The sequence below is a fragment of the Solibacillus sp. FSL K6-1781 genome (assembly GCF_038630735.1).
Classification (GTDB): Bacteria; Bacillota; Bacilli; order Bacillales_A; family Planococcaceae; genus Solibacillus; species Solibacillus silvestris.
This window is the reverse complement of record NZ_CP152038.1, coordinates 2177526-2195002: the sequence shown is the minus strand read 5'-3', so window position 1 is coordinate 2195002 and position 17477 is coordinate 2177526. Positions and strand designations below refer to the sequence as shown.

Below are 17477 nucleotides of genomic sequence, written 5' to 3'. Positions count from 1 at the left end.
GTATGTCTTTTTATTTTACAAAATACAACAAAATTTAACAAATAACTATTATAATGGTAGTAAAGGTTGTAAATGAGGTGTGGAGATGAAGGATTTTGATACATCGAATTCGTTATTTATATTAACTGAACAACAGTTGGAACAATTTAAACAGCTTGAACATTTTGAATACTTTTACCATTTAATCCGCCATGACTTTACACACTTATCTTTTGCTAAAGACAGTGTAAGTGATGTTTGGATTTACTTTTATTTTGAGGAAGAGCCGGTCATCAATTCCGAGTACGCCCTCATTTTTTTGTTGCGAAATTTTATATTAAATGAGGTCCTTGTCAGTTCGAAATTTAAACGACTGAAAAAAACAACGGTTGGATCTTATACGAATGCGTTAATGGCCTCGGTAATGACAGTCAATCTATTTTTGGATCTTTTGCGTGATGTACTCGAGTCATTATCAAAAGAACAATATGATTTATATATGAAGTTTGAAAACAGCTCAAAGCAATTATTTAATGACCGCTTCTATGAGTATGAACATTATCCAAAAAAACTCGTCCAAATCGAAACGATAATAATAAAAAGTCTGCGCCAGTATTTAGAGGAGAATGCAGCAATATATAATGATTTTAAACAAAAAGTCATTCGTTTTATGGACCAATTTTCAATTATTAAAAGAGAACTGTACGAGCCATTATCTTTGGAAAAATAGGAGGTGTTTATAAGATGGGGAAGCAACTTAAGACATTACAGCTTGACCATTATCGATCACAAACATTTACATCATTGGATGCACATTTTGAGGCGTATAGAGCAATGTTCAAATCATTAATAGATGAGGGAAACATAGAAAAGATAGGTGACTTCCTACGTTTTGACAGTGAACCTTTTGTTATAGCAAATAGCAATCTTAAGATTTTACAATTGTTGTTGGACCAGGAAGAGCATTTTAAAGAAAATCTTAAGAAGTGCTTAGCTCAACTTTATATAATTATTGGGCACTGCTATTATTTCAGTATTGAATTTGTACAGGCGAAAAAATATTACAGACTTGCGAGCAGCTTGGCATTGGAAGATGAAAATTATGCATTGCTGTCACTTGCGATGAATAATTATTATGCAACTCAAATGGACGAATTACCGAAAGAAATTTTTTGGGATATTAGTAAAATACCTGCAGTCTTTTTAAAGATGGGGAAGCCGGAAGATGATCGGTTCTTGCTTGTCCGTTTTATAACACATATTGAAATGTCATTGCAGCTGGGAAAAGTAGATTATGCGGAGAAGTTATTCAATGATTATTTCAAAGAATATCCCTTTGAAAAGTTTTCCCGCATCGATCTCCATGTCCGTGTTCTGAGAGGAAAAATTCTTTTTGAAAATGGCCGATATGAATGTGCAATTGAAGTAATGCATAAAGTCCTCCTGCTTTCCATGAAAGCGAACAGTCATAAAGACTTAGTGCAGGAATGCTATAAATATATTACCCGTTCCTACAAGCTGATTAACGAAGAAATTCTCTTAAAAAAGATGGAGCAGTACCAGGCCCGTTTTTATCGGAAAATTGAAACTGATAAACATTATATGGAAAAATATATTAAAACGTCCATAACTAACGATTTTGAACTGGATAAAAGCTTTATATCGCCATTACAGCAGTTTCATCTCGCGGGTACATATCTAATGAACTGTGTGAAAGATTTGGGGTATACGCTCGTTCTGGTTGATTGTAAAGTGGTGGCGACTGAAAAAGAGAAGTTGAATAATATTCTACATTTAATCAATGAAGAAATGATGAGCGTAATGAAAGATGTCATCATCACGAGTACGCGCCTTGATGAATCGACAATTGGCTATATTATTCAGCTGACTGAAAACTGTACCGATACACTATGTGCAAAGGTTTTTTATAAAATCCGTGAATATTACCCGAAAAACAGCAGTGTACTGGAGGCCATCTATTTTGCCTCGGTAAATAATAAAGAAAATAGTTTAACTAGCTATCAAAAATGCCTGGATTTAGCGTATGCGTATATTTATTATGAAATTTACAAATAGGAAATACGAAATATTCTAAAAATTGCTTTCGTATTTGAATCACTACCATTAAAATAAGATTAGTACATCAAGGAGGTAATGCCATGTTAGTTAAACAAAGGTATGTAAAGAAAAAAGATGTAAGCTATGTAAAAGAGACTGACCCGATTAAAGACGTGCTCGGTCAGTTAAATGATAATGGCTACAGATGCATCCCGGTATTGGATGAAGCAGGTGAAAAATTCGTCGGAAATATTTATAAAATCGAAGTGCTCGAATATAAATTAAAGGAAGGCGATATGAAAGCTCCGGTAAAAGCACTGACTGAAGAAGCAGATGCATTCGTCCACGAAAACAGTTCATTTTTTGAAGTATTCCATTCGATTAAACAGTTGCCTTATTTGGCGGTTGTTGATACGAAAGGGAACTTTGCCGGCATTTTACCTCATTCTAAAGTATTTGAGCTATTGGAAGAGGCGTGGGGATACCGAACAGGTAGCTGTGCCATTACAATTGCATTGCCGGACACGGACGGAATTTTAATAAGAGTTCTGACGGCGGTCAAAAAGGTGTGGCCTCTGCATTGTGTGTTCTCGCTTGATGATGACACGACCTATTTACGTCGAGTAGTTATTACTCTGGCAAAAGGCGCGAAACAATCGACAGTGGACGAGCTAGAAGCCGCCATCTTAAAACAAGGGGCACGCATTATTGATTTGGAAGTATTTGATAAAGAAAATTTTTAATAGTAAAGCGTTTCGTTCAATAGAGCGAATCGCTTTTTTTTTTTTTTTTTGCAAGCAATGTTTAAATGTGTACTAATACAGAATTTGAAAAATAAAGAGGGTTTTAATCTTTTCTATCGAAATTGTATGTTAAAAGGGGATACGTTGAAAGGGGAATATGAATGTTTATCCAAATAAATGAAGAAAAAATAGAGTTCACTAAAGTAGAGATAATTGTACTAGAACAGGGTATTGCGGACTTATTTGAGAGTTTTGATAAAAAAACGTTGGGCGAGCTTACGAAACAAAAGAAATACGAGCATTTAAAAGACTGTGTAAACAAACAGAAATATTTATTGGATATGCCAGCAGGGGCTGCATTAAAATCTCTTAAAGAGGAAGGCAACCCTATTTACAGACAGTTTTTAAATAATTACGGTGACCTGATCTACTCTCGCTTTGTTGTCAGTGGAGATGAGAATTTATTGAAACAGCGAGGCATTTATACGATTGTTGCAAACAATGAACTGAAATTTTGTGGTGTTTGCGCAAGAACATTTAAAGAGCGTTTTAATCAGCATATTGGCAGCATATATGCAAAAGGTTGCTATCGGGATGGAACGTCTACACATTGCCATGTAAACGCAAAGATAACACAGCTTTTGCCGACGAGCGATGTGCATTTTGAAATATATCCAATGGAAAATGAAAAAGCAATGAATAAACTGAAAAATTTAATTGTGAAACGCTTCGAGCCTGAATGGAATTTACGGTCCAACAGAGAAATTTTCGAATTATCTTCATCTTTTTAAAAAATTCTGCCTTAATCTTAAGAGATAAAGGCAGAATTTTTCTATTTACTATATTTTTCCGGTTTCATTTTCGACAAAAAGCGGGAATAGTAAGTGAAAAAAGTAGGTGATTTATCATGCAGGCAGCATTAAAACATTACAGGCAAACGCACAGTGAATATTTATGGCTGCATATTTTGGCAGCTGTCGTATTAGTATTTACATCCGTATTCTGGTTCGTACTCCCATACTTCATGATTCATTACGGAAAATATACGACAAACGTATTCCAACAATCTTTGTTGTTGATCGCATTGTATACAATTCCTTCCATTTTTATTACATTGCATTGTTGGTTTATTAACTTTAAGGCAGCTCTCCGATGGAAAAAAAGCTATCCTAAGGAATGTGTATGGCGCTGGTCGCTTAGGTTCCAATTTATTACGATTTCAATTGTGGTCCTGTTTACCTCGGTCATTTATTCCAGTCTTTTTATTATTGATATGATTCGATAATAAAACACGCCCTTCTTTTCTCAAATGTGCTAAAGTGTCAGTCCAATCATGCAGACAGAGCATTTATTTTTCAAACATTAGCGCGGCACTTTCGCACATTTACCTTTCAAATCAACCACAAAATGCTGACAAAAAATTTTCATTTAAAAAAGCAAGTAATGTATGGGGAAATTTGGTACGATGAAGGTATCAATGTTAAGGAGAATGAAGCAGCATGAATACAGATTTAAATATCCTTTTAGCGTTCGGTGCCGGGTTTTTAAGTTTTATTTCACCATGTACGCTACCGCTCTATCCTGCATTTTTGTCCTACATAACCGGTATGACACTCGATGAGCTGAAAGCCGAAAAAGGGATGATGCAAAAACGCGCAATTTTACATACTTTATTTTTCTTGCTTGGATTTTCGATTATATTTATCGCCATCGGATTTGGAACATCGTTAGCGAAAGATTTCTTTTTTCAATACCAGGACTTACTGCGTCAAATTGGAGCCATTTTAATTGTCGCATTCGGTTTAATGATTGTCGGTCTGTTGCAAATTGACTTTTTAATGAAAGACCGCAAGTTCCAGTTCAAAAACCGACCATCCGGATATTTAGGTTCGGTGCTGATCGGTCTTGCTTTTGCAGCGGGATGGACTCCTTGTACAGGACCAATACTGGCAGCGATAATTACCCTTGGTGGAACGAATCCTGACTCGGCAATGTGGTATATGCTAGCATACTACTTAGGCTTTGCTATCCCATTCTTTACATTGTCATTCTTCATTTCACGAATGAACTGGATTCGCACACATAGCCAAAAAATCATAGTAGTTGGCGGCTATATTATGATTGCGGTCGGAATTTTATTGTTCTTTGACGGATTGACGTATATTATTAATCTTCTCTTGCCGATTTTCGATGGTTTTAAAGGATTCTGACAGTTCCCTGCTTAATAAGACCGTGCTATACTAAGGGAAGTAATATAAGGGAAAAAGGGTGCATGATTCGTATATACCAGATCTTTACACGCGTTCATGCAAGAGGAGGAATATGATGTTTGACAGTATACCTTCTCACTATTTATTAATTGGTTCGACGATTATGGCAGTCTTAATGGGCTCATTCGTAATGTTCATAAGACTACGTGCACAAAAAAAGCCGGTATCCACAAAAAAAATACTCATCCCGCCTTTTGCGATGTCAACAGGTGCACTGATGTTTATTTATGAGGAATTTCGTGTAGCGCCAATTCAAATAGTAGAAGCGGCCGCACTAGGCTTGTTATTTTCATCTGTATTAATCTTAACGTCGAAGTTTGAAGTGCGAGACGGCGCAATTTATATGAAGCAATCTAAAGCATTTCCATTCATATTAGTGGGATTACTTGTACTACGTATTATTTTGAAATTAATATTTGCCGATACATTTGATGTCGGTGAACTGGCCGGTATGTTCTTTATCTTGGCTTTCTCTATGATTTTGCCGTGGCGAATCGGTATGCTTATTAAATATAAGAAGCTTGAAAAATCGCATATTGTCGCATAAAATAGACTGTCTCTAAAAGTTTTATACTTTTAAAGACAGTCTTTTTCGTTTTACGTCTCAAATAAATGATCATAATTCGTCGTATCAATTCTCATTTCATCGAGCTTTTTACGTAAAAACTTATGGTCGCGCTTTGGCGAAGCGATAATATAGCCACGAATAATTAAGTCCAAGTCGATTTTTGTGGCACGTTCATTCAGGGCGATTTCACCGATTTTACCGGCAATCTTTTCTTTGGCAACTTGCCGGAATAACTCTGGTACAGGACTGACAAGCTCGGTAAGTAATTGTTTTTCATCTTCACCCCATAGATGAATCGTTTTATCTAAGTATATGTTTTGCCAATCTAAATCCGATTTACCATCCTGTTTCGGCAGGGCCTTCAAAAACTTGCGGAACATAAAAAAGCCGCCAATCCCCATAAGCGAAATCAATACTACAACCCAAAATAAAATAAACCATAAAAACCAGCCATCTAAGCCCACAATGTTCACCTCATTACTTAATATTGTCTACGAAATTTCTTCTACTAATCTATTGGTGATAAACCTCATTATTGTCTATTATATAAGTTTTTGTAATTTTTTTCATCGTCATTGTCCCTTTTTTCTGTAAATCATGACATATATAGGGCAAGGAGGTGAGAAACATGAATGAATTTGGATTTTTATCTGCGACGTTGACAGTTTATTATCAGACAGGGCTTGATGAATTTAATGAGCCAATGATTAAAAGTTCCACATTCCGTAACTTGGAAAGAAATGCAACAGCCCAGCAGCTGTACACAGTTGGGACAACAATCGTCGGTTTAACAGATTACGATTATATCGAATCTGTGAAAACGCAGAAAGAAACGATTACAGCTTAATCAAGTGTAGTAAAGAAAAGGAGGTGAGCTTATGGCACAAGCTTTACAATTAACATTTGCCAACATTGCAGGAAGCACAATGACGATCAATATTAATGATCCTAAGCCGAATTTAACGGAGGCTGAAGTGAATGCAGCGATGCAAACAATTATTGATCAGGCGGTATTTTCGAAAGACGGATTTTTGTTCAATGTAAAAAAATCTGCGCGTATTGTTGAGCGTAATGTAACAGCAATTGAACTGATCAGCTAATAGCAAGGCCGGCGAAGTGTGATACTTTGCCGGCTTCTTTAAATAAAAATGGAGGGATTATAATGGACCAGTGGATTGCCATTCTTCAGGAAGTAACGTTTCCGATCTTTATATCTTTTTATTTACTGTATCGGATAGAAACAAAACTTGAAGCGATTCATACAGCACTCGTATCATTGCATCATCCTGCAGATAGAGCGTGAGAAACTCTTCACAATGTTGACACACGTCCTTTCTTCCAATAACTATTGAGAATATACTAAATATTGGGTAAGATGAGAGTAATGTTCAAAGAGTGGAGAGAGAGAAATGAAAACGAAAAACATAGTATTCGCACTTATGCTCTTGGCAGCAACTGTACTTACTGCATGCAGCAATTATCAGTTTAAACCGACGACCAACTTTGAAATTAGCGAGTTTACGATGACCGATCACCGTAACAATGAAGTGACACTGGACAGCCTAAAAGGGGAACCATGGCTTGCAATGTTCATCTTCACAAGCTGTACAACAATTTGCTCGCCAATGACAATGAATATGACCCGTGTACAGGATCATCTCGAGAAAAAAGGGCTGGAAGATTATAAAATTGTCGCGTTTTCCGTTGATCCGGACTACGACACACCGGCGCGTTTGACAGAATATTTATCGCGCCATACACCAGTAGATGAATCAAAATGGCATATGCTGACAGGATACGATCAAAAATTTATTGAGCAGTTTGGCAGAAACTCATTTAAAACACCTGTGCAGTCGATTGAAGGAAACGATCAAGTTATCCATGCCGATACATTTTTCCTAGTGGATGAAAAAGGAATCGCCGTGAAAAACTATTCAGGCTATGGCACTGGCGAAGATGGTGTTCCATATGAAACGATTGCGAGTGATATGGAAGCACTCATTGACGAACGTCTAAATTAATAGTGAAATGAAAGATTAACTTGCGAAAAAAGTGTAGCTGCTTTTTGAGCAAGTTTTTTTGTGGAGTTTACTGCGGGCTTTTCTAATAAATATAAAAATGTGCTAATAAATCCACCGATTTTCTAATAAGTTGCTGATTTTCTAATAAAGGAGCAGGATATGCTAATATCAGTTCCAGATTAGCTAATAAGTATGTCAACTTTTCTAAAATCATCCGCAGAAGTGCTAAAATAAACAAATTTCTTCTAATAAAAAGCACACAGCATCCACTGAAATTATTTCAACCCCGCATATCCTTAATATGGTCGCTAAATAAAAAGAATTTTCAAAACTAGAATTCTATGATATAGTATACGAAATTACATACTGTGTAAGTTACGGTGCTTGTGAGAACAAGCTTAAAAGGGAAACCAGTGAAAGTCTGGTGCTGTCCCGCAACTGTAAATCGGAGTTCGTGATATTCAACCACTGTCTATTGATGGGAAGGGTCACAAGAACGTTGATGATGAGCCAGGAGACCTGCCGGAAACTAGTACACGCCAATACCTACGTGGAAATAGGTGGTGATTTTGTGCGAAAGTGAGACAGAACTCCTTTGATTATGCAAAGGTTTTTATTGTCAATCTCTTAAACATTCACACCCCTCTTTCATTTTGAAAGAGGGGTTTTGGTTTTTATGTAACAAATTTAAGGAGGAATTGTTTATGAAAACAGCAGTAATTGGCTACCCGTATATTGGACAGAATCGTGAATGGAAACATGTAACAGAGGCGTTTTGGAAAGAACAATTATCTTTGGAATGTTATGAACAGGAAATGAAAAACATACGCATTGCTCAACTTCATCAACAACAAGATTTGGGGCTGGATATTTTAACAGTAGGTGATTTTACATACTATGACCGCATGCTTGACTTAGCCGTTATGTTTAATATGATTCCATCTAGATACGACCGTCTTTCCTTGAAGCATCAGTTAACAGCGTATTTTGCAATGGCGCGCGGGGCTGAAAATGTGGTGGCTTGTGAAATGACGAAATGGTTCAACACGAATTATCACTACATTGTCCCGGAATTCGAAGGGCAGCAACTGACATTGCAACACAATGTTTACGCGCAATATATTCAGGAGGCAATCGAAGCATTCGGCATGACCCCTCGTGTGACTATTATCGGTCCATTTACATTTTATAAACTGACGAAAGGTGTAGGCCAAGAACAAAAGCAACACTATATTCAGCAGCTGGTAAAGGTGTATAAAGAGTTGCTTCAGTCATTGGAAGCAAGTGGTGCAACATCGATCCAGCTTGAAGAACCAAGCCTTACAAAAGACCTTACGTCCGAAGATATCGCATTAGTTCAACATTTTTATCATCAAATATTAAAAGGACTGACAGTTGAATCGATCTGCACAACTTATTTTGAAGCGTTATCCAACTATGAAACAATGATTAATTTGCCTGTCGATGGCTTTGGACTGGACCTTGTTCATGGAAACAAAGGAAACATAGCGGCATTAAAGGAGTTTGGTTTTCCGAAAGAGAAATTTCTGTATGCAGGTATTATTAATGGCCGGGAAATATGGAGAGCCGAGCTGCAGAAGCAGTTGGAACTAGTAGCGGAAATACGTTCCTATGTACCATTTTCACCAATACATCTACAAACATCGTGCAGTCTTCAGCATGTGCCAGTTACAACAGCAGGAGAAAACGGGATTGTACCAGAGCTGCTAAATGCTTTGGCATTTGCCAATGAAAAAATAACGGAATTGCAAATGATCAAAGGGAAAATACTTCAGCTGGAAGTTCCTCATATACAGGCTTTTTTAGATAGCGAAAAAGCAATCCGAACATTGGCACTGCATGAATCAAGACAAAAGAAAGCAGTACATGCACAAGTAAACGCATTAACACCGGAAGCATTTAAACGAACTGATGACTACGACAAGCGTAGTAAGCTACAACGTGCCTTTTTACAGTTACCAGACTATCCGACAACAACAATCGGGAGTTTCCCGCAATCCTCACAAGTTAAGAAAAACCGTAGTTTATGGCGAAAAGGGGAAATTACAACAACCGAGTATGAAGCATTCAACGCGAATGAAACCGCACGTTGGATTACCATTCAGGAGCAACTTGGCCTTGATGTCCTTGTTCATGGTGAATTCGAGCGAACTGACATGGTCGAATTTTTTGGTGAAAAATTAAATGGCTTTGCTTTTACGACAAATGGATGGGTAGTTTCATACGGATCACGTTGTGTAAAACCCCCAATTATATACGGAGATGTTGAATGGATAGAACCGATGACAGTAAAGGAAGTAAGTGCGGCACAATCACTTACGGAAAAACCGGTAAAAGGGATGTTGACGGGACCCGTTACAATATTGAACTGGTCATTTGTAAGAAATGATTTAGCTCGCTCAGAAGTTGCTTATCAAATCGGCCTGGCACTAAGAGAAGAAGTAAGAGCACTTGAAAATGCGGGAATCAATATTATTCAAGTAGATGAACCTGCATTGAAAGAAGGCTTGCCGATCCGTAAAAGTCTGCATAAGGCTTATATCGATGCAAGTGTAGATGCATTTAAATTAGCGACAAGCGGTGTGCGTGAAACGACCCAGATTCATACACATATGTGTTATTGTGAATTCAACGATTTTATAGATGTAATAGAATCATTGGATGCGGATGTGATTTCAATTGAAACGTCAAGAAGTCACGGAGAACTCATAAAAGTACTAAAAGAAAAACCATACAAACTTGGAATTGGTTTAGGTGTATATGATATTCATAGTCCGCGTATTCCAACTGTGGAAGAAATGGCAGCCATTATTGAAAAAGGTAAAAAAGTAATCGCAATAGAACAATTTTGGATCAATCCCGATTGTGGCCTGAAAACTCGTACGGAACAAGAGACAATTGCATCATTGAAAAATATGGTGGCCGCAAAAGAGCGACTAAAACAGTTGAATTAATGAAGGGGCTGTTACTATGAATCAAATGAAAACAAATTACAGCCCCGTGTTTTTGACGGCTATAATGAATGGCTTTACAGGAAGTTATACAAAAAACCTTAAAGAGTTGCGTGATGAATTGATGGCGACATATCCAGCGGATGCAAAGGAGATACAAAAAGCATATTATTCAGTAAAAGCAGAGGTAGTTGGAAGATGTAATTTTTTATAATATAGAAAATGAGAGGCCCATTGCATCCTGCAATGGGCTTTTAGTAAGTGGAAGTCTAAATTAAAATGTTCCTTTAAATTTCTCGGGCTTTACGACATAGCCCTCAATGATAAATCCACAATGTGTACATATAATGTATTCGATATTGCAACCCAAACTCAATTTATTAACAGGGGCCATAACACTGTAGCCGCTATGTTTTCCTCTACCTAATTCCGTGCCGCCGCATTTTGGACATTCTTTTACATTTGCTGTGTTCTTCATCACCATCATCCTTTCACAAAAAATTACTTCGCCATAACTTCAGGTTCCGGCAGCTTTTCATCATTTTTTTCCTGTACCCTGTTCGTGTAATTTTGCACGATTACATTAATGTAGAAGAACATACCCATTACTATGCCGGAAAACAGCCAGCTTGCTATACGTTTATAAATCAGCATATCCCCATAGCTGTCAATTCCGTATTTCCGTAGCAGAAAGACCGTAATTCCTGCCATAACAAGTCCTCGAATAATGAAAACAATCTGGATCAGCTGAAACCATCCGAAAATCCCTTTTTGAAAGAACAAAGCTTTACTGTCCTTTCGTGCATAGCCTTGCAAATATGCAAAATCACTTGCAACATACAAAGGAAAAGGCTTTTTTATAATAAATAAAATTACATAGAGAAATGTGTAAAAAAGACCTAAATAAACATTATTCCAAATCATTTGCTCCGCTGAACCTGACAATAAATCTACCGTAGTACCTATAAGCATCGAGCCTAAAATAAACAAGCCCGTCACATTAAACTGCCGATCCTTAGCAAAGCGGTAAACAGTATAAATTAACCCGGGAACAGTGGACAGCAGCATCGCAGCATAGTCACCAAAAGGCTCTCGGCCAAACTTCCATATTGCATAGGGTAAAGCTGCATAAAACAGTAGTTCTAGAAAGATAAGATATTTATTCGACTGTGAATTATTCGCCATAAAAGCCTCCATTAGGTAGTGACCCCTTAAAGTTAGAGTTTTTATTATGCAGCTAATTGGCTGGTATGAGTTCGGTATTTTACCGGGCTCATGCCGGCCAGTTTTTGTTTAATTCGATCATTATTGTAATAACTGATGTACTTCTCAATTTTCTTCTGTAACGCTTCATAGGAAATCAATACTTCCCCATAATACATTTCCTGTTTGAGTATGCCAAAAAAGTTCTCCATGGCCGCATTGTCTGCACATGTTGCTTTACGAGACATGCTTTGGAAAATCTTGTTTCTCTTTAATGTTTTCACCCATTTGTTATGTTGATAATGCCACCCCTGATCCGAATGAATTGTTGTTCGATAATTCGCCTGCTCATGAATAATCGGAAGTGTTTGGTCAAGTGCCTCCATTACGAAATCGAGTGTAGGGCGTTTCGACATACTGAAACCGAGTATTTCACCGTTGAATAAATCCATGATGGGACTTAGATACAATTTTTCATCATCTGTACACTTAAATTCGGTTATGTCTGTTACTAATTTTTGAAGGGCATTTGGTGTGATAAAACGTCTGTTTAATCGATTCTTTGCGACCTTACCCACAGTTCCTTTATAAGATTTATAACGAGATTTACGCCCGAATTTCTCACATTTCAAATTCATTTCATTCATGATTCGCTGTACTTTTTTATGGTTGATTATGTGTCCTTCTGCCTTTAATTCTGCGTGAATTCGGCGATAGCCATATCGACCCTCATGTTTCTCAAACGTCTCTAAAATCAATGTTTTCCATGCTTTATCCGGATCTTCCTGATTCATTTGTTTGATATGATAATGATACGTTGCTTCTGGAATGTCCACTCGTTTTAAAATATCTATCAATCGGAATCCTTCTTCTTTGAGTCCAAAGGTAATCGCTGCTTGTGCTTTTCGAGAAAGGCATCCGGATTCTCTCGAAAAGCCTTCAACTTTTTTAAATACGCAACCTCCAAACGAAGCAGTTCATTTTCGCGCTCTAACTGTTCCTCACGTGACAGTTCTTTTTCTTGCTTCTTTTGTGTAGTTTTTGATTTTTTAGACATAGATGGGCGCCCCTTTGCTTTTTCTTGCAGGCCCTCTATCCCTTCTTTTAAAAATTTACTGTACCAATTTGCGATTAAACTTGGATTATTCATATTAAATTGAATCGCCGTATCTAGATAAGAAGCACCTGTTTGTTTCATAAAGTTTAATATATCTAATTTAAATTGAACAGAATAAAACTGCTTCTTTTTCTTAATCGATAGGCTACCTTGACCAAATTCTTTAAAAGCACGCACCCAACGTCTTACTTGAGATTCTTCAGCGACGCCATGTTTCCTAGCTGTTACTCGATAACTTAATGAACTACTCAGGTAGTCTTTAACCACCATTAATTTGAATTCTTCGCTATATTTAACCATAGAAAAACACCCCAAAAGTTAGTTTTTTAACTCTAACTTTTGGGGTGCAGCACCTTATCGTTAAAAAGGTATTTGTTTTTTTATATTACTAAAGATTATCCGACACTATATTTTATACGAATTAAAACTTAAAAAAAAGCAACCAAGCAAATGAGAGACAATTAAAACCAGCTTGCAATAACTCCTTTCTATTTTTGTAATATTATGTATATTATTCTACGTATTACCATGAGTAAAGTTTCAAAATATTAATTTGATAGAGGGGTAGATGTAAAAAGATTGAGGGAACAAAAAGTAAGTAAGTGCTAAAATACTATTAGCTTTTTAATTTATTTATGTTACAATAACTTTCAAATAAAATAATTTCCTTCGGGGTCGGGTGAAATTCCCAATCGACGGTGATGAGTTAATCTCTAAGCCCGTGAGCCACTTTTTTGTGTGCAGGATTTTGGTGCAAATCCAAAGCCGACAGTTATAGTCTGGATGGGAGAAGGAATGGCAACACATTTTTAAAATTTTTTGATTTTTAATGTGGTTTTTTGCTATACACTTTTCCTGTCGCGCCTTGTGACGGGATTTTTTATTTCCATTGAAAAATAATTTCCTTCGGGGTCGGGTGAAATTCCCAATCGACGGTGATGAGTAATCTCTAAGCCCGTGAGCCACTTTTGTGTGCAGGATTTGGTGCAAGTCCAAAGCCGACAGTTATAGTCTGGATGGGAGAAGGAAGCAATGTCAGCAGTTTTTTGAAAATTATCTTCAAAAAGCTTATTTGATGATGCTCAATTTTCCTCTCATCGAACTCCGACTTCAATCGGGGTTCTTTTTTATTATTAAAAAGAGGTGAGCAGGATGTTTACAGGAATCATTGAAGAACTTGGAACGGTTGAAACGATCAGCCAGTCCACACAAGCGATGGAACTAGCCATTCGCGCAAGCAAAATTTTAGAGGATGTCCAACTCGGGGACAGTATTGCCGTTAACGGTGTCTGTTTGACCGTAAAGCATTTCTCGCCAACCGTATTTTTGGCGGATGTTATGCCGGAAACCGTCAAAGCAACCAGCCTCCAGCAATTAGCAGCAGGTAAGCCTGTCAATTTGGAACGGGCAATGTCGGCGAATGGTCGTTTTGGGGGGCATATTGTATCGGGCCACGTGGATGGGATAGCGACAATTCAACGGAAAAGACCGGTCGCCAATGCAGTTTATATTGATTTGGCAATGGAAAAGCATTTGATTGCAGAATGCATCAAGAAAGGCTCGATTACAGTAGACGGCACGAGTTTAACGATTTTTGAGGTGACAGACACATTCATTACCATTTCCTTAATCCCTCATACGTATGAGCAGACTGTACTAGGCTATAAAAAGCCAGGAGATGTTGTGAACATTGAAACAGATCTAATCGGAAAATATGTAAAAAAACATTTACAAAATCAAACGGGAAGTACAATTACAATGGACTTTTTGCAACGTACAGGATTTTAAAGGAGTGGTGACAAGATGAATACAATTGAAGAAGCAATTCATGCATTAAAAAACGGCGAGATTATTATTGTGTCAGATGACGAGAACCGTGAAAATGAAGGGGATTTTCTTGTGTTAGGCGAATTCGCTACACCGGAAAATATTAATTTTATGGCGCTTTATGGAAGAGGGTTAATTTGTACACCAATTTCATCTGCAATTGCAGAAAAGCTTTCCCTTCATCCAATGGTGCAAAGTAATACCGATACATATCAAACGGCTTTTACGATTAGTATCGATCATATCCATACAACGACAGGTATAAGTGCATTTGAGCGTTCTAAAACGATGTTAGCATTGCTGGATCCAGCAACAAAACCGGAACATTTTCATCGTCCTGGCCATGTATTCCCCCTCATTGCAAAACAGGGGGGCGTGTTGGAACGTCGAGGGCATACGGAAGCAGGCGTTGACCTGGCAAAGCTTTGCGGTTCGAATGAAGTCGCGGTCATCTGTGAAATTATGAATGAAGATGGATCAATGGCCCGCATGCCGCAGCTCGATAAGCTAGCACAAAAACATAAACTGAAATTTATTACAATCGAAGACTTAGTTCAATATATAAAATTAACTACCGTAATGGTATAAAAAGGAGCAATTAAAATGGGGAAAACATTTGAAGCACAATTAGTCGGAACAGATTTGAAAATCGGAATTGTCGTTGGGCGATTCAATGAATTTATTAATGATAAGTTATTAAGCGGTGCACTGGATGGTTTAAAACGTCACGGTGTTGACGAAGCAAACATTGATACAGCATGGGTGCCAGGTGCTTTTGAAATACCGTTTGTTGCAAAAAAAATGGCTGAAACAAATAATTATGATGCAGTAATCGGTTTAGGTACGGTCATTCGCGGATCAACTACACATTACGACTATGTATGTAACGAAGCAGCAAAAGGAATTGCCAAAGCAGGCTTGGATACAGGGATTCCGGTAATTTTCGGTATTGTCACAACAGAAAATATCGAACAGGCGATTGAACGCGCTGGTACAAAAGCGGGTAATAAAGGCTACGACAGCGCAATGTCCGCTATTGAAATGGCAAACTTGAATAAAATGTTTTAATAAATATTAGTGCATGCCACTCCAAAAATTTGGGGTGGTTTTTTCTTTGCTTTCAATAACAAGTTTACAAATAATTTCCTGTAGATTATTATTACGTTATACGATATATCGCGTGACATAATAGTTGGAGGAATGTATATGTCTTATAATGGCGGACCGATGACTGAAGCAATGTATTACGTATTATTGACTTTAATGCGTCCAAATCATGGTTATCAGTTAATGCAATCCATTACAGAAGTATCAAAAGGCCGTTTAACAATGGGGCCCGGAACGTTATATGGTGTCCTATCACGAATGCAAAAAGACGGATTAATCGCATTGGCAAAAGACGATGGGCGGCGAAAAATATATGAAATTACGAAAGAAGGCGAGCATGCATTAAGAATAGAATATGCTCGTCTAAAATCTCTAATTTTCGACAGCAGTATATTAGAGGAGGGAAACGATGACTAAAATGGTGCGCAAAATCCGACCAACCAACTACTGGCGAATTGGAGAACACGAAAGCTGGTTTTCGGATATGTCGTTACAGGGGCTCCACCTTCATAAAATGGGAACAAATTTAGCCCATTTTAAAAAAGGTGACCCGAAGCGAATTGAATACCGGATTGAAGTGACAGATAGGAAATTAATTAGCTATGAGCAAATTGATCTGTACGAGGAAAACGGCTGGAAGTATGTCACAAGCTATCAATGGTTTCATGTTTTCTCTTCGCCAACTGAAGACAATGCACCCGAAATCCATACAGATCCTGCAGAACAGGCATTTACGTTACAGCGGCTAAGTAAAAAACTCGTATTTTATTTAATATGGATTTCTCTTGGAGTAGCCTTGATTCTAGGCATGCTTTTGGCAATGTGGTTTTTGGATGGAACCCCGGTCTTACGGTTAGTTGAAGGATATGTCGTTCAGCAAAGTATCCTTACTCTCGTCTATATTCACTATGTTTTTTACGCGATAAGAGCTATACTGGCGATTCAAGAATTGAAAAAAAGTTTAAAAGAAGGCAAAGCCATCAATCACCATGCCCCATGGAAAAAAAGTTTGAAAAAAAATAGTGTATTTTCGGTTGTCCTTATAGGAATTATTCTTTTAAGCGGCCTAATGCCATTTTACCAATTGAAAAAGATGGATACCTTTATGATGCCAAACAATGACGAAAACTTGCCGTTTGTCCGTTTAGCCGATATCGAACAAAATCCACAGCTAACTCGGGAGGATTCTTATAGCGATGAAGTTGATTGGGCGAACCGCTATACAACAAATTGGAGTATCTTTGCACCCGTTCAGTTTGAGACCGACGAAAGTGGAATAATTAAGGATGAAATGTGGTTAGATAAAAGCGGTACATATTCACCGAGCGTTTCTGCTGAAATATACAATTTAACGTTTCAGGCATTCGCTAAACCATTGCTTTCTAACTTGATGGATTGGCATACATACGGGGATGAAAGGGGAAGTTTCATAGAAAGGAAACACCCTGGCCTTGATTATCTTGTTACTCACGAGGATGAAGAAATGAAACAATTTGTTGCATCAAAAGATAAGGTGGTAATGTATATACGTTATTACGGATATGCAGAGCTGGATGTCCTAGTGGAAAATGCGGCTCAGAAAATATTGCTGCTTGCGGAAAGTTAGTTCCAA

General features: G+C 37.6%; 23 protein-coding genes and 3 riboswitches. Of the genes, 18 read left to right on the top strand and 5 right to left on the bottom strand.

Annotation, left to right across the window (positions count from 1 at the left end; all coding sequences use genetic code 11):
* The first annotated feature begins 85 nt into the window (after positions 1-85).
* From MHH37_RS10860 to MHH37_RS10830, 7 genes are all read left to right on the top strand, one after another.
* Positions 86-709, top strand: coding sequence for a serine protease (locus tag MHH37_RS10860; RefSeq protein WP_342572917.1), 624 nt, complete (start codon positions 86-88; stop codon positions 707-709).
* 14 nt (positions 710-723) lie between these two features.
* A complete protein-coding gene (locus tag MHH37_RS10855) occupies positions 724-2055 on the top strand; it encodes a dehydrogenase (protein ID WP_342572916.1) in 1332 nt (443 codons plus the stop codon).
* An 83-nt stretch (positions 2056-2138) separates the two neighbouring features.
* Positions 2139-2780, top strand: a complete 642-nt coding sequence (cbpA, locus tag MHH37_RS10850) for a cyclic di-AMP binding protein CbpA (RefSeq protein WP_008403771.1) — start codon at positions 2139-2141, stop codon at positions 2778-2780.
* Between the two features lie 161 nt (positions 2781-2941).
* On the top strand, positions 2942-3571 hold the full coding sequence (locus MHH37_RS10845) for a hypothetical protein (protein ID WP_342572915.1): 630 nt from the start codon (positions 2942-2944) through the stop codon (positions 3569-3571).
* A gap of 116 nt (positions 3572-3687) precedes the next feature.
* Complete coding sequence (locus MHH37_RS10840; protein WP_008403769.1) at positions 3688-4065, top strand: hypothetical protein; 378 nt, start codon at positions 3688-3690, stop codon at positions 4063-4065.
* Between the two features lie 214 nt (positions 4066-4279).
* Positions 4280-4990, top strand: coding sequence for a cytochrome c biogenesis protein CcdA (locus tag MHH37_RS10835; RefSeq protein WP_008403768.1), 711 nt, complete (start codon positions 4280-4282; stop codon positions 4988-4990).
* Between the two features lie 115 nt (positions 4991-5105).
* Positions 5106-5597 carry a cytochrome c biogenesis protein CcdC gene (locus MHH37_RS10830; RefSeq protein ID WP_342572912.1) on the top strand — a complete coding sequence of 164 codons (492 nt, stop codon included), beginning with the start codon at positions 5106-5108 and terminating at the stop codon, positions 5595-5597.
* A gap of 50 nt (positions 5598-5647) precedes the next feature.
* On the opposite strand, the gene MHH37_RS10825 is transcribed toward MHH37_RS10830, so the two are convergent.
* Positions 5648-6091: a DUF2621 domain-containing protein gene (locus MHH37_RS10825; RefSeq protein WP_173364517.1), complete on the bottom strand. Its 444-nt coding sequence runs from the start codon at positions 6089-6091 to the stop codon at positions 5648-5650.
* Positions 6092-6246: 155 nt separating this feature from the next.
* Between MHH37_RS10825 and MHH37_RS10820 the strand changes: the two genes are divergently transcribed.
* The 6 genes from MHH37_RS10820 (at position 6247) to MHH37_RS10795 (ending at position 10825) form a co-directional block, all read left to right on the top strand.
* A complete protein-coding gene (locus MHH37_RS10820) occupies positions 6247-6465 on the top strand; it encodes a DUF1659 domain-containing protein (protein WP_008403764.1) in 219 nt (72 codons plus the stop codon).
* A gap of 31 nt (positions 6466-6496) precedes the next feature.
* Positions 6497-6718, top strand: coding sequence for a DUF2922 domain-containing protein (locus MHH37_RS10815; protein ID WP_342572908.1), 222 nt, complete (start codon positions 6497-6499; stop codon positions 6716-6718).
* A gap of 62 nt (positions 6719-6780) precedes the next feature.
* Positions 6781-6921: a YvrJ family protein gene (locus tag MHH37_RS10810; protein ID WP_008403759.1), complete on the top strand. Its 141-nt coding sequence runs from the start codon at positions 6781-6783 to the stop codon at positions 6919-6921.
* A gap of 106 nt (positions 6922-7027) precedes the next feature.
* Positions 7028-7639: an SCO family protein gene (locus tag MHH37_RS10805; protein ID WP_342572906.1), complete on the top strand. Its 612-nt coding sequence runs from the start codon at positions 7028-7030 to the stop codon at positions 7637-7639.
* Between the two features lie 361 nt (positions 7640-8000).
* Positions 8001-8181, top strand: a riboswitch (cobalamin riboswitch).
* Between the two features lie 162 nt (positions 8182-8343).
* On the top strand, positions 8344-10614 hold the full coding sequence (gene metE / locus MHH37_RS10800; protein ID WP_342572904.1) for a 5-methyltetrahydropteroyltriglutamate--homocysteine S-methyltransferase: 2271 nt from the start codon (positions 8344-8346) through the stop codon (positions 10612-10614).
* Between the two features lie 16 nt (positions 10615-10630).
* Entirely contained in the window at positions 10631-10825 is a 195-nt protein-coding gene (locus MHH37_RS10795; protein ID WP_342572902.1) for a hypothetical protein, read from the top strand.
* Between the two features lie 60 nt (positions 10826-10885).
* Here the strand turns inward: MHH37_RS10795 and MHH37_RS10790 are convergent, their stop codons facing one another.
* From MHH37_RS10790 to MHH37_RS10775, 4 genes are read right to left on the bottom strand one after another with little or no spacing between them, the layout of a single operon-like run.
* Positions 10886-11089, bottom strand: coding sequence for a hypothetical protein (locus MHH37_RS10790; RefSeq protein WP_008403751.1), 204 nt, complete (start codon positions 11087-11089; stop codon positions 10886-10888).
* Positions 11090-11112: 23 nt separating this feature from the next.
* Complete coding sequence (locus tag MHH37_RS10785; protein WP_342572901.1) at positions 11113-11796, bottom strand: VC0807 family protein; 684 nt, start codon at positions 11794-11796, stop codon at positions 11113-11115.
* A gap of 44 nt (positions 11797-11840) precedes the next feature.
* Positions 11841-12704: an IS3 family transposase gene (locus tag MHH37_RS10780; protein WP_342576231.1), complete on the bottom strand. Its 864-nt coding sequence runs from the start codon at positions 12702-12704 to the stop codon at positions 11841-11843.
* Positions 12668-13231, bottom strand: coding sequence for a helix-turn-helix domain-containing protein (locus MHH37_RS10775; protein WP_340797817.1), 564 nt, complete (start codon positions 13229-13231; stop codon positions 12668-12670). The genes MHH37_RS10780 and MHH37_RS10775 overlap by 37 nt, the downstream gene beginning before the upstream one ends.
* 361 nt (positions 13232-13592) lie before the next feature.
* Positions 13593-13730, top strand: a riboswitch (FMN riboswitch).
* A 99-nt stretch (positions 13731-13829) separates the two neighbouring features.
* Positions 13830-13963, top strand: a riboswitch (FMN riboswitch).
* 120 nt (positions 13964-14083) lie between these two features.
* Between MHH37_RS10775 and ribE (MHH37_RS10770) the strand changes: the two genes are divergently transcribed.
* The 5 genes from ribE (MHH37_RS10770) (at position 14084) to MHH37_RS10750 (ending at position 17471) form a co-directional block, all read left to right on the top strand.
* Positions 14084-14719, top strand: a complete 636-nt coding sequence (gene ribE, locus MHH37_RS10770; protein ID WP_008403747.1) for a riboflavin synthase — start codon at positions 14084-14086, stop codon at positions 14717-14719.
* Positions 14720-14734: 15 nt separating this feature from the next.
* A complete protein-coding gene (ribB, locus tag MHH37_RS10765) occupies positions 14735-15346 on the top strand; it encodes a 3,4-dihydroxy-2-butanone-4-phosphate synthase (protein WP_342572898.1) in 612 nt (203 codons plus the stop codon).
* 15 nt (positions 15347-15361) lie between these two features.
* Positions 15362-15826: a 6,7-dimethyl-8-ribityllumazine synthase gene (gene ribE, locus MHH37_RS10760; RefSeq protein WP_342572897.1), complete on the top strand. Its 465-nt coding sequence runs from the start codon at positions 15362-15364 to the stop codon at positions 15824-15826.
* Positions 15827-15964: 138 nt separating this feature from the next.
* Complete coding sequence (locus MHH37_RS10755) at positions 15965-16282, top strand: PadR family transcriptional regulator (RefSeq protein ID WP_079526987.1); 318 nt, start codon at positions 15965-15967, stop codon at positions 16280-16282.
* On the top strand, positions 16275-17471 hold the full coding sequence (locus MHH37_RS10750; protein WP_342572895.1) for a DUF2812 domain-containing protein: 1197 nt from the start codon (positions 16275-16277) through the stop codon (positions 17469-17471). The genes MHH37_RS10755 and MHH37_RS10750 overlap by 8 nt, the downstream gene beginning before the upstream one ends.
* The last annotated feature ends 6 nt before the right edge of the window (positions 17472-17477 follow it).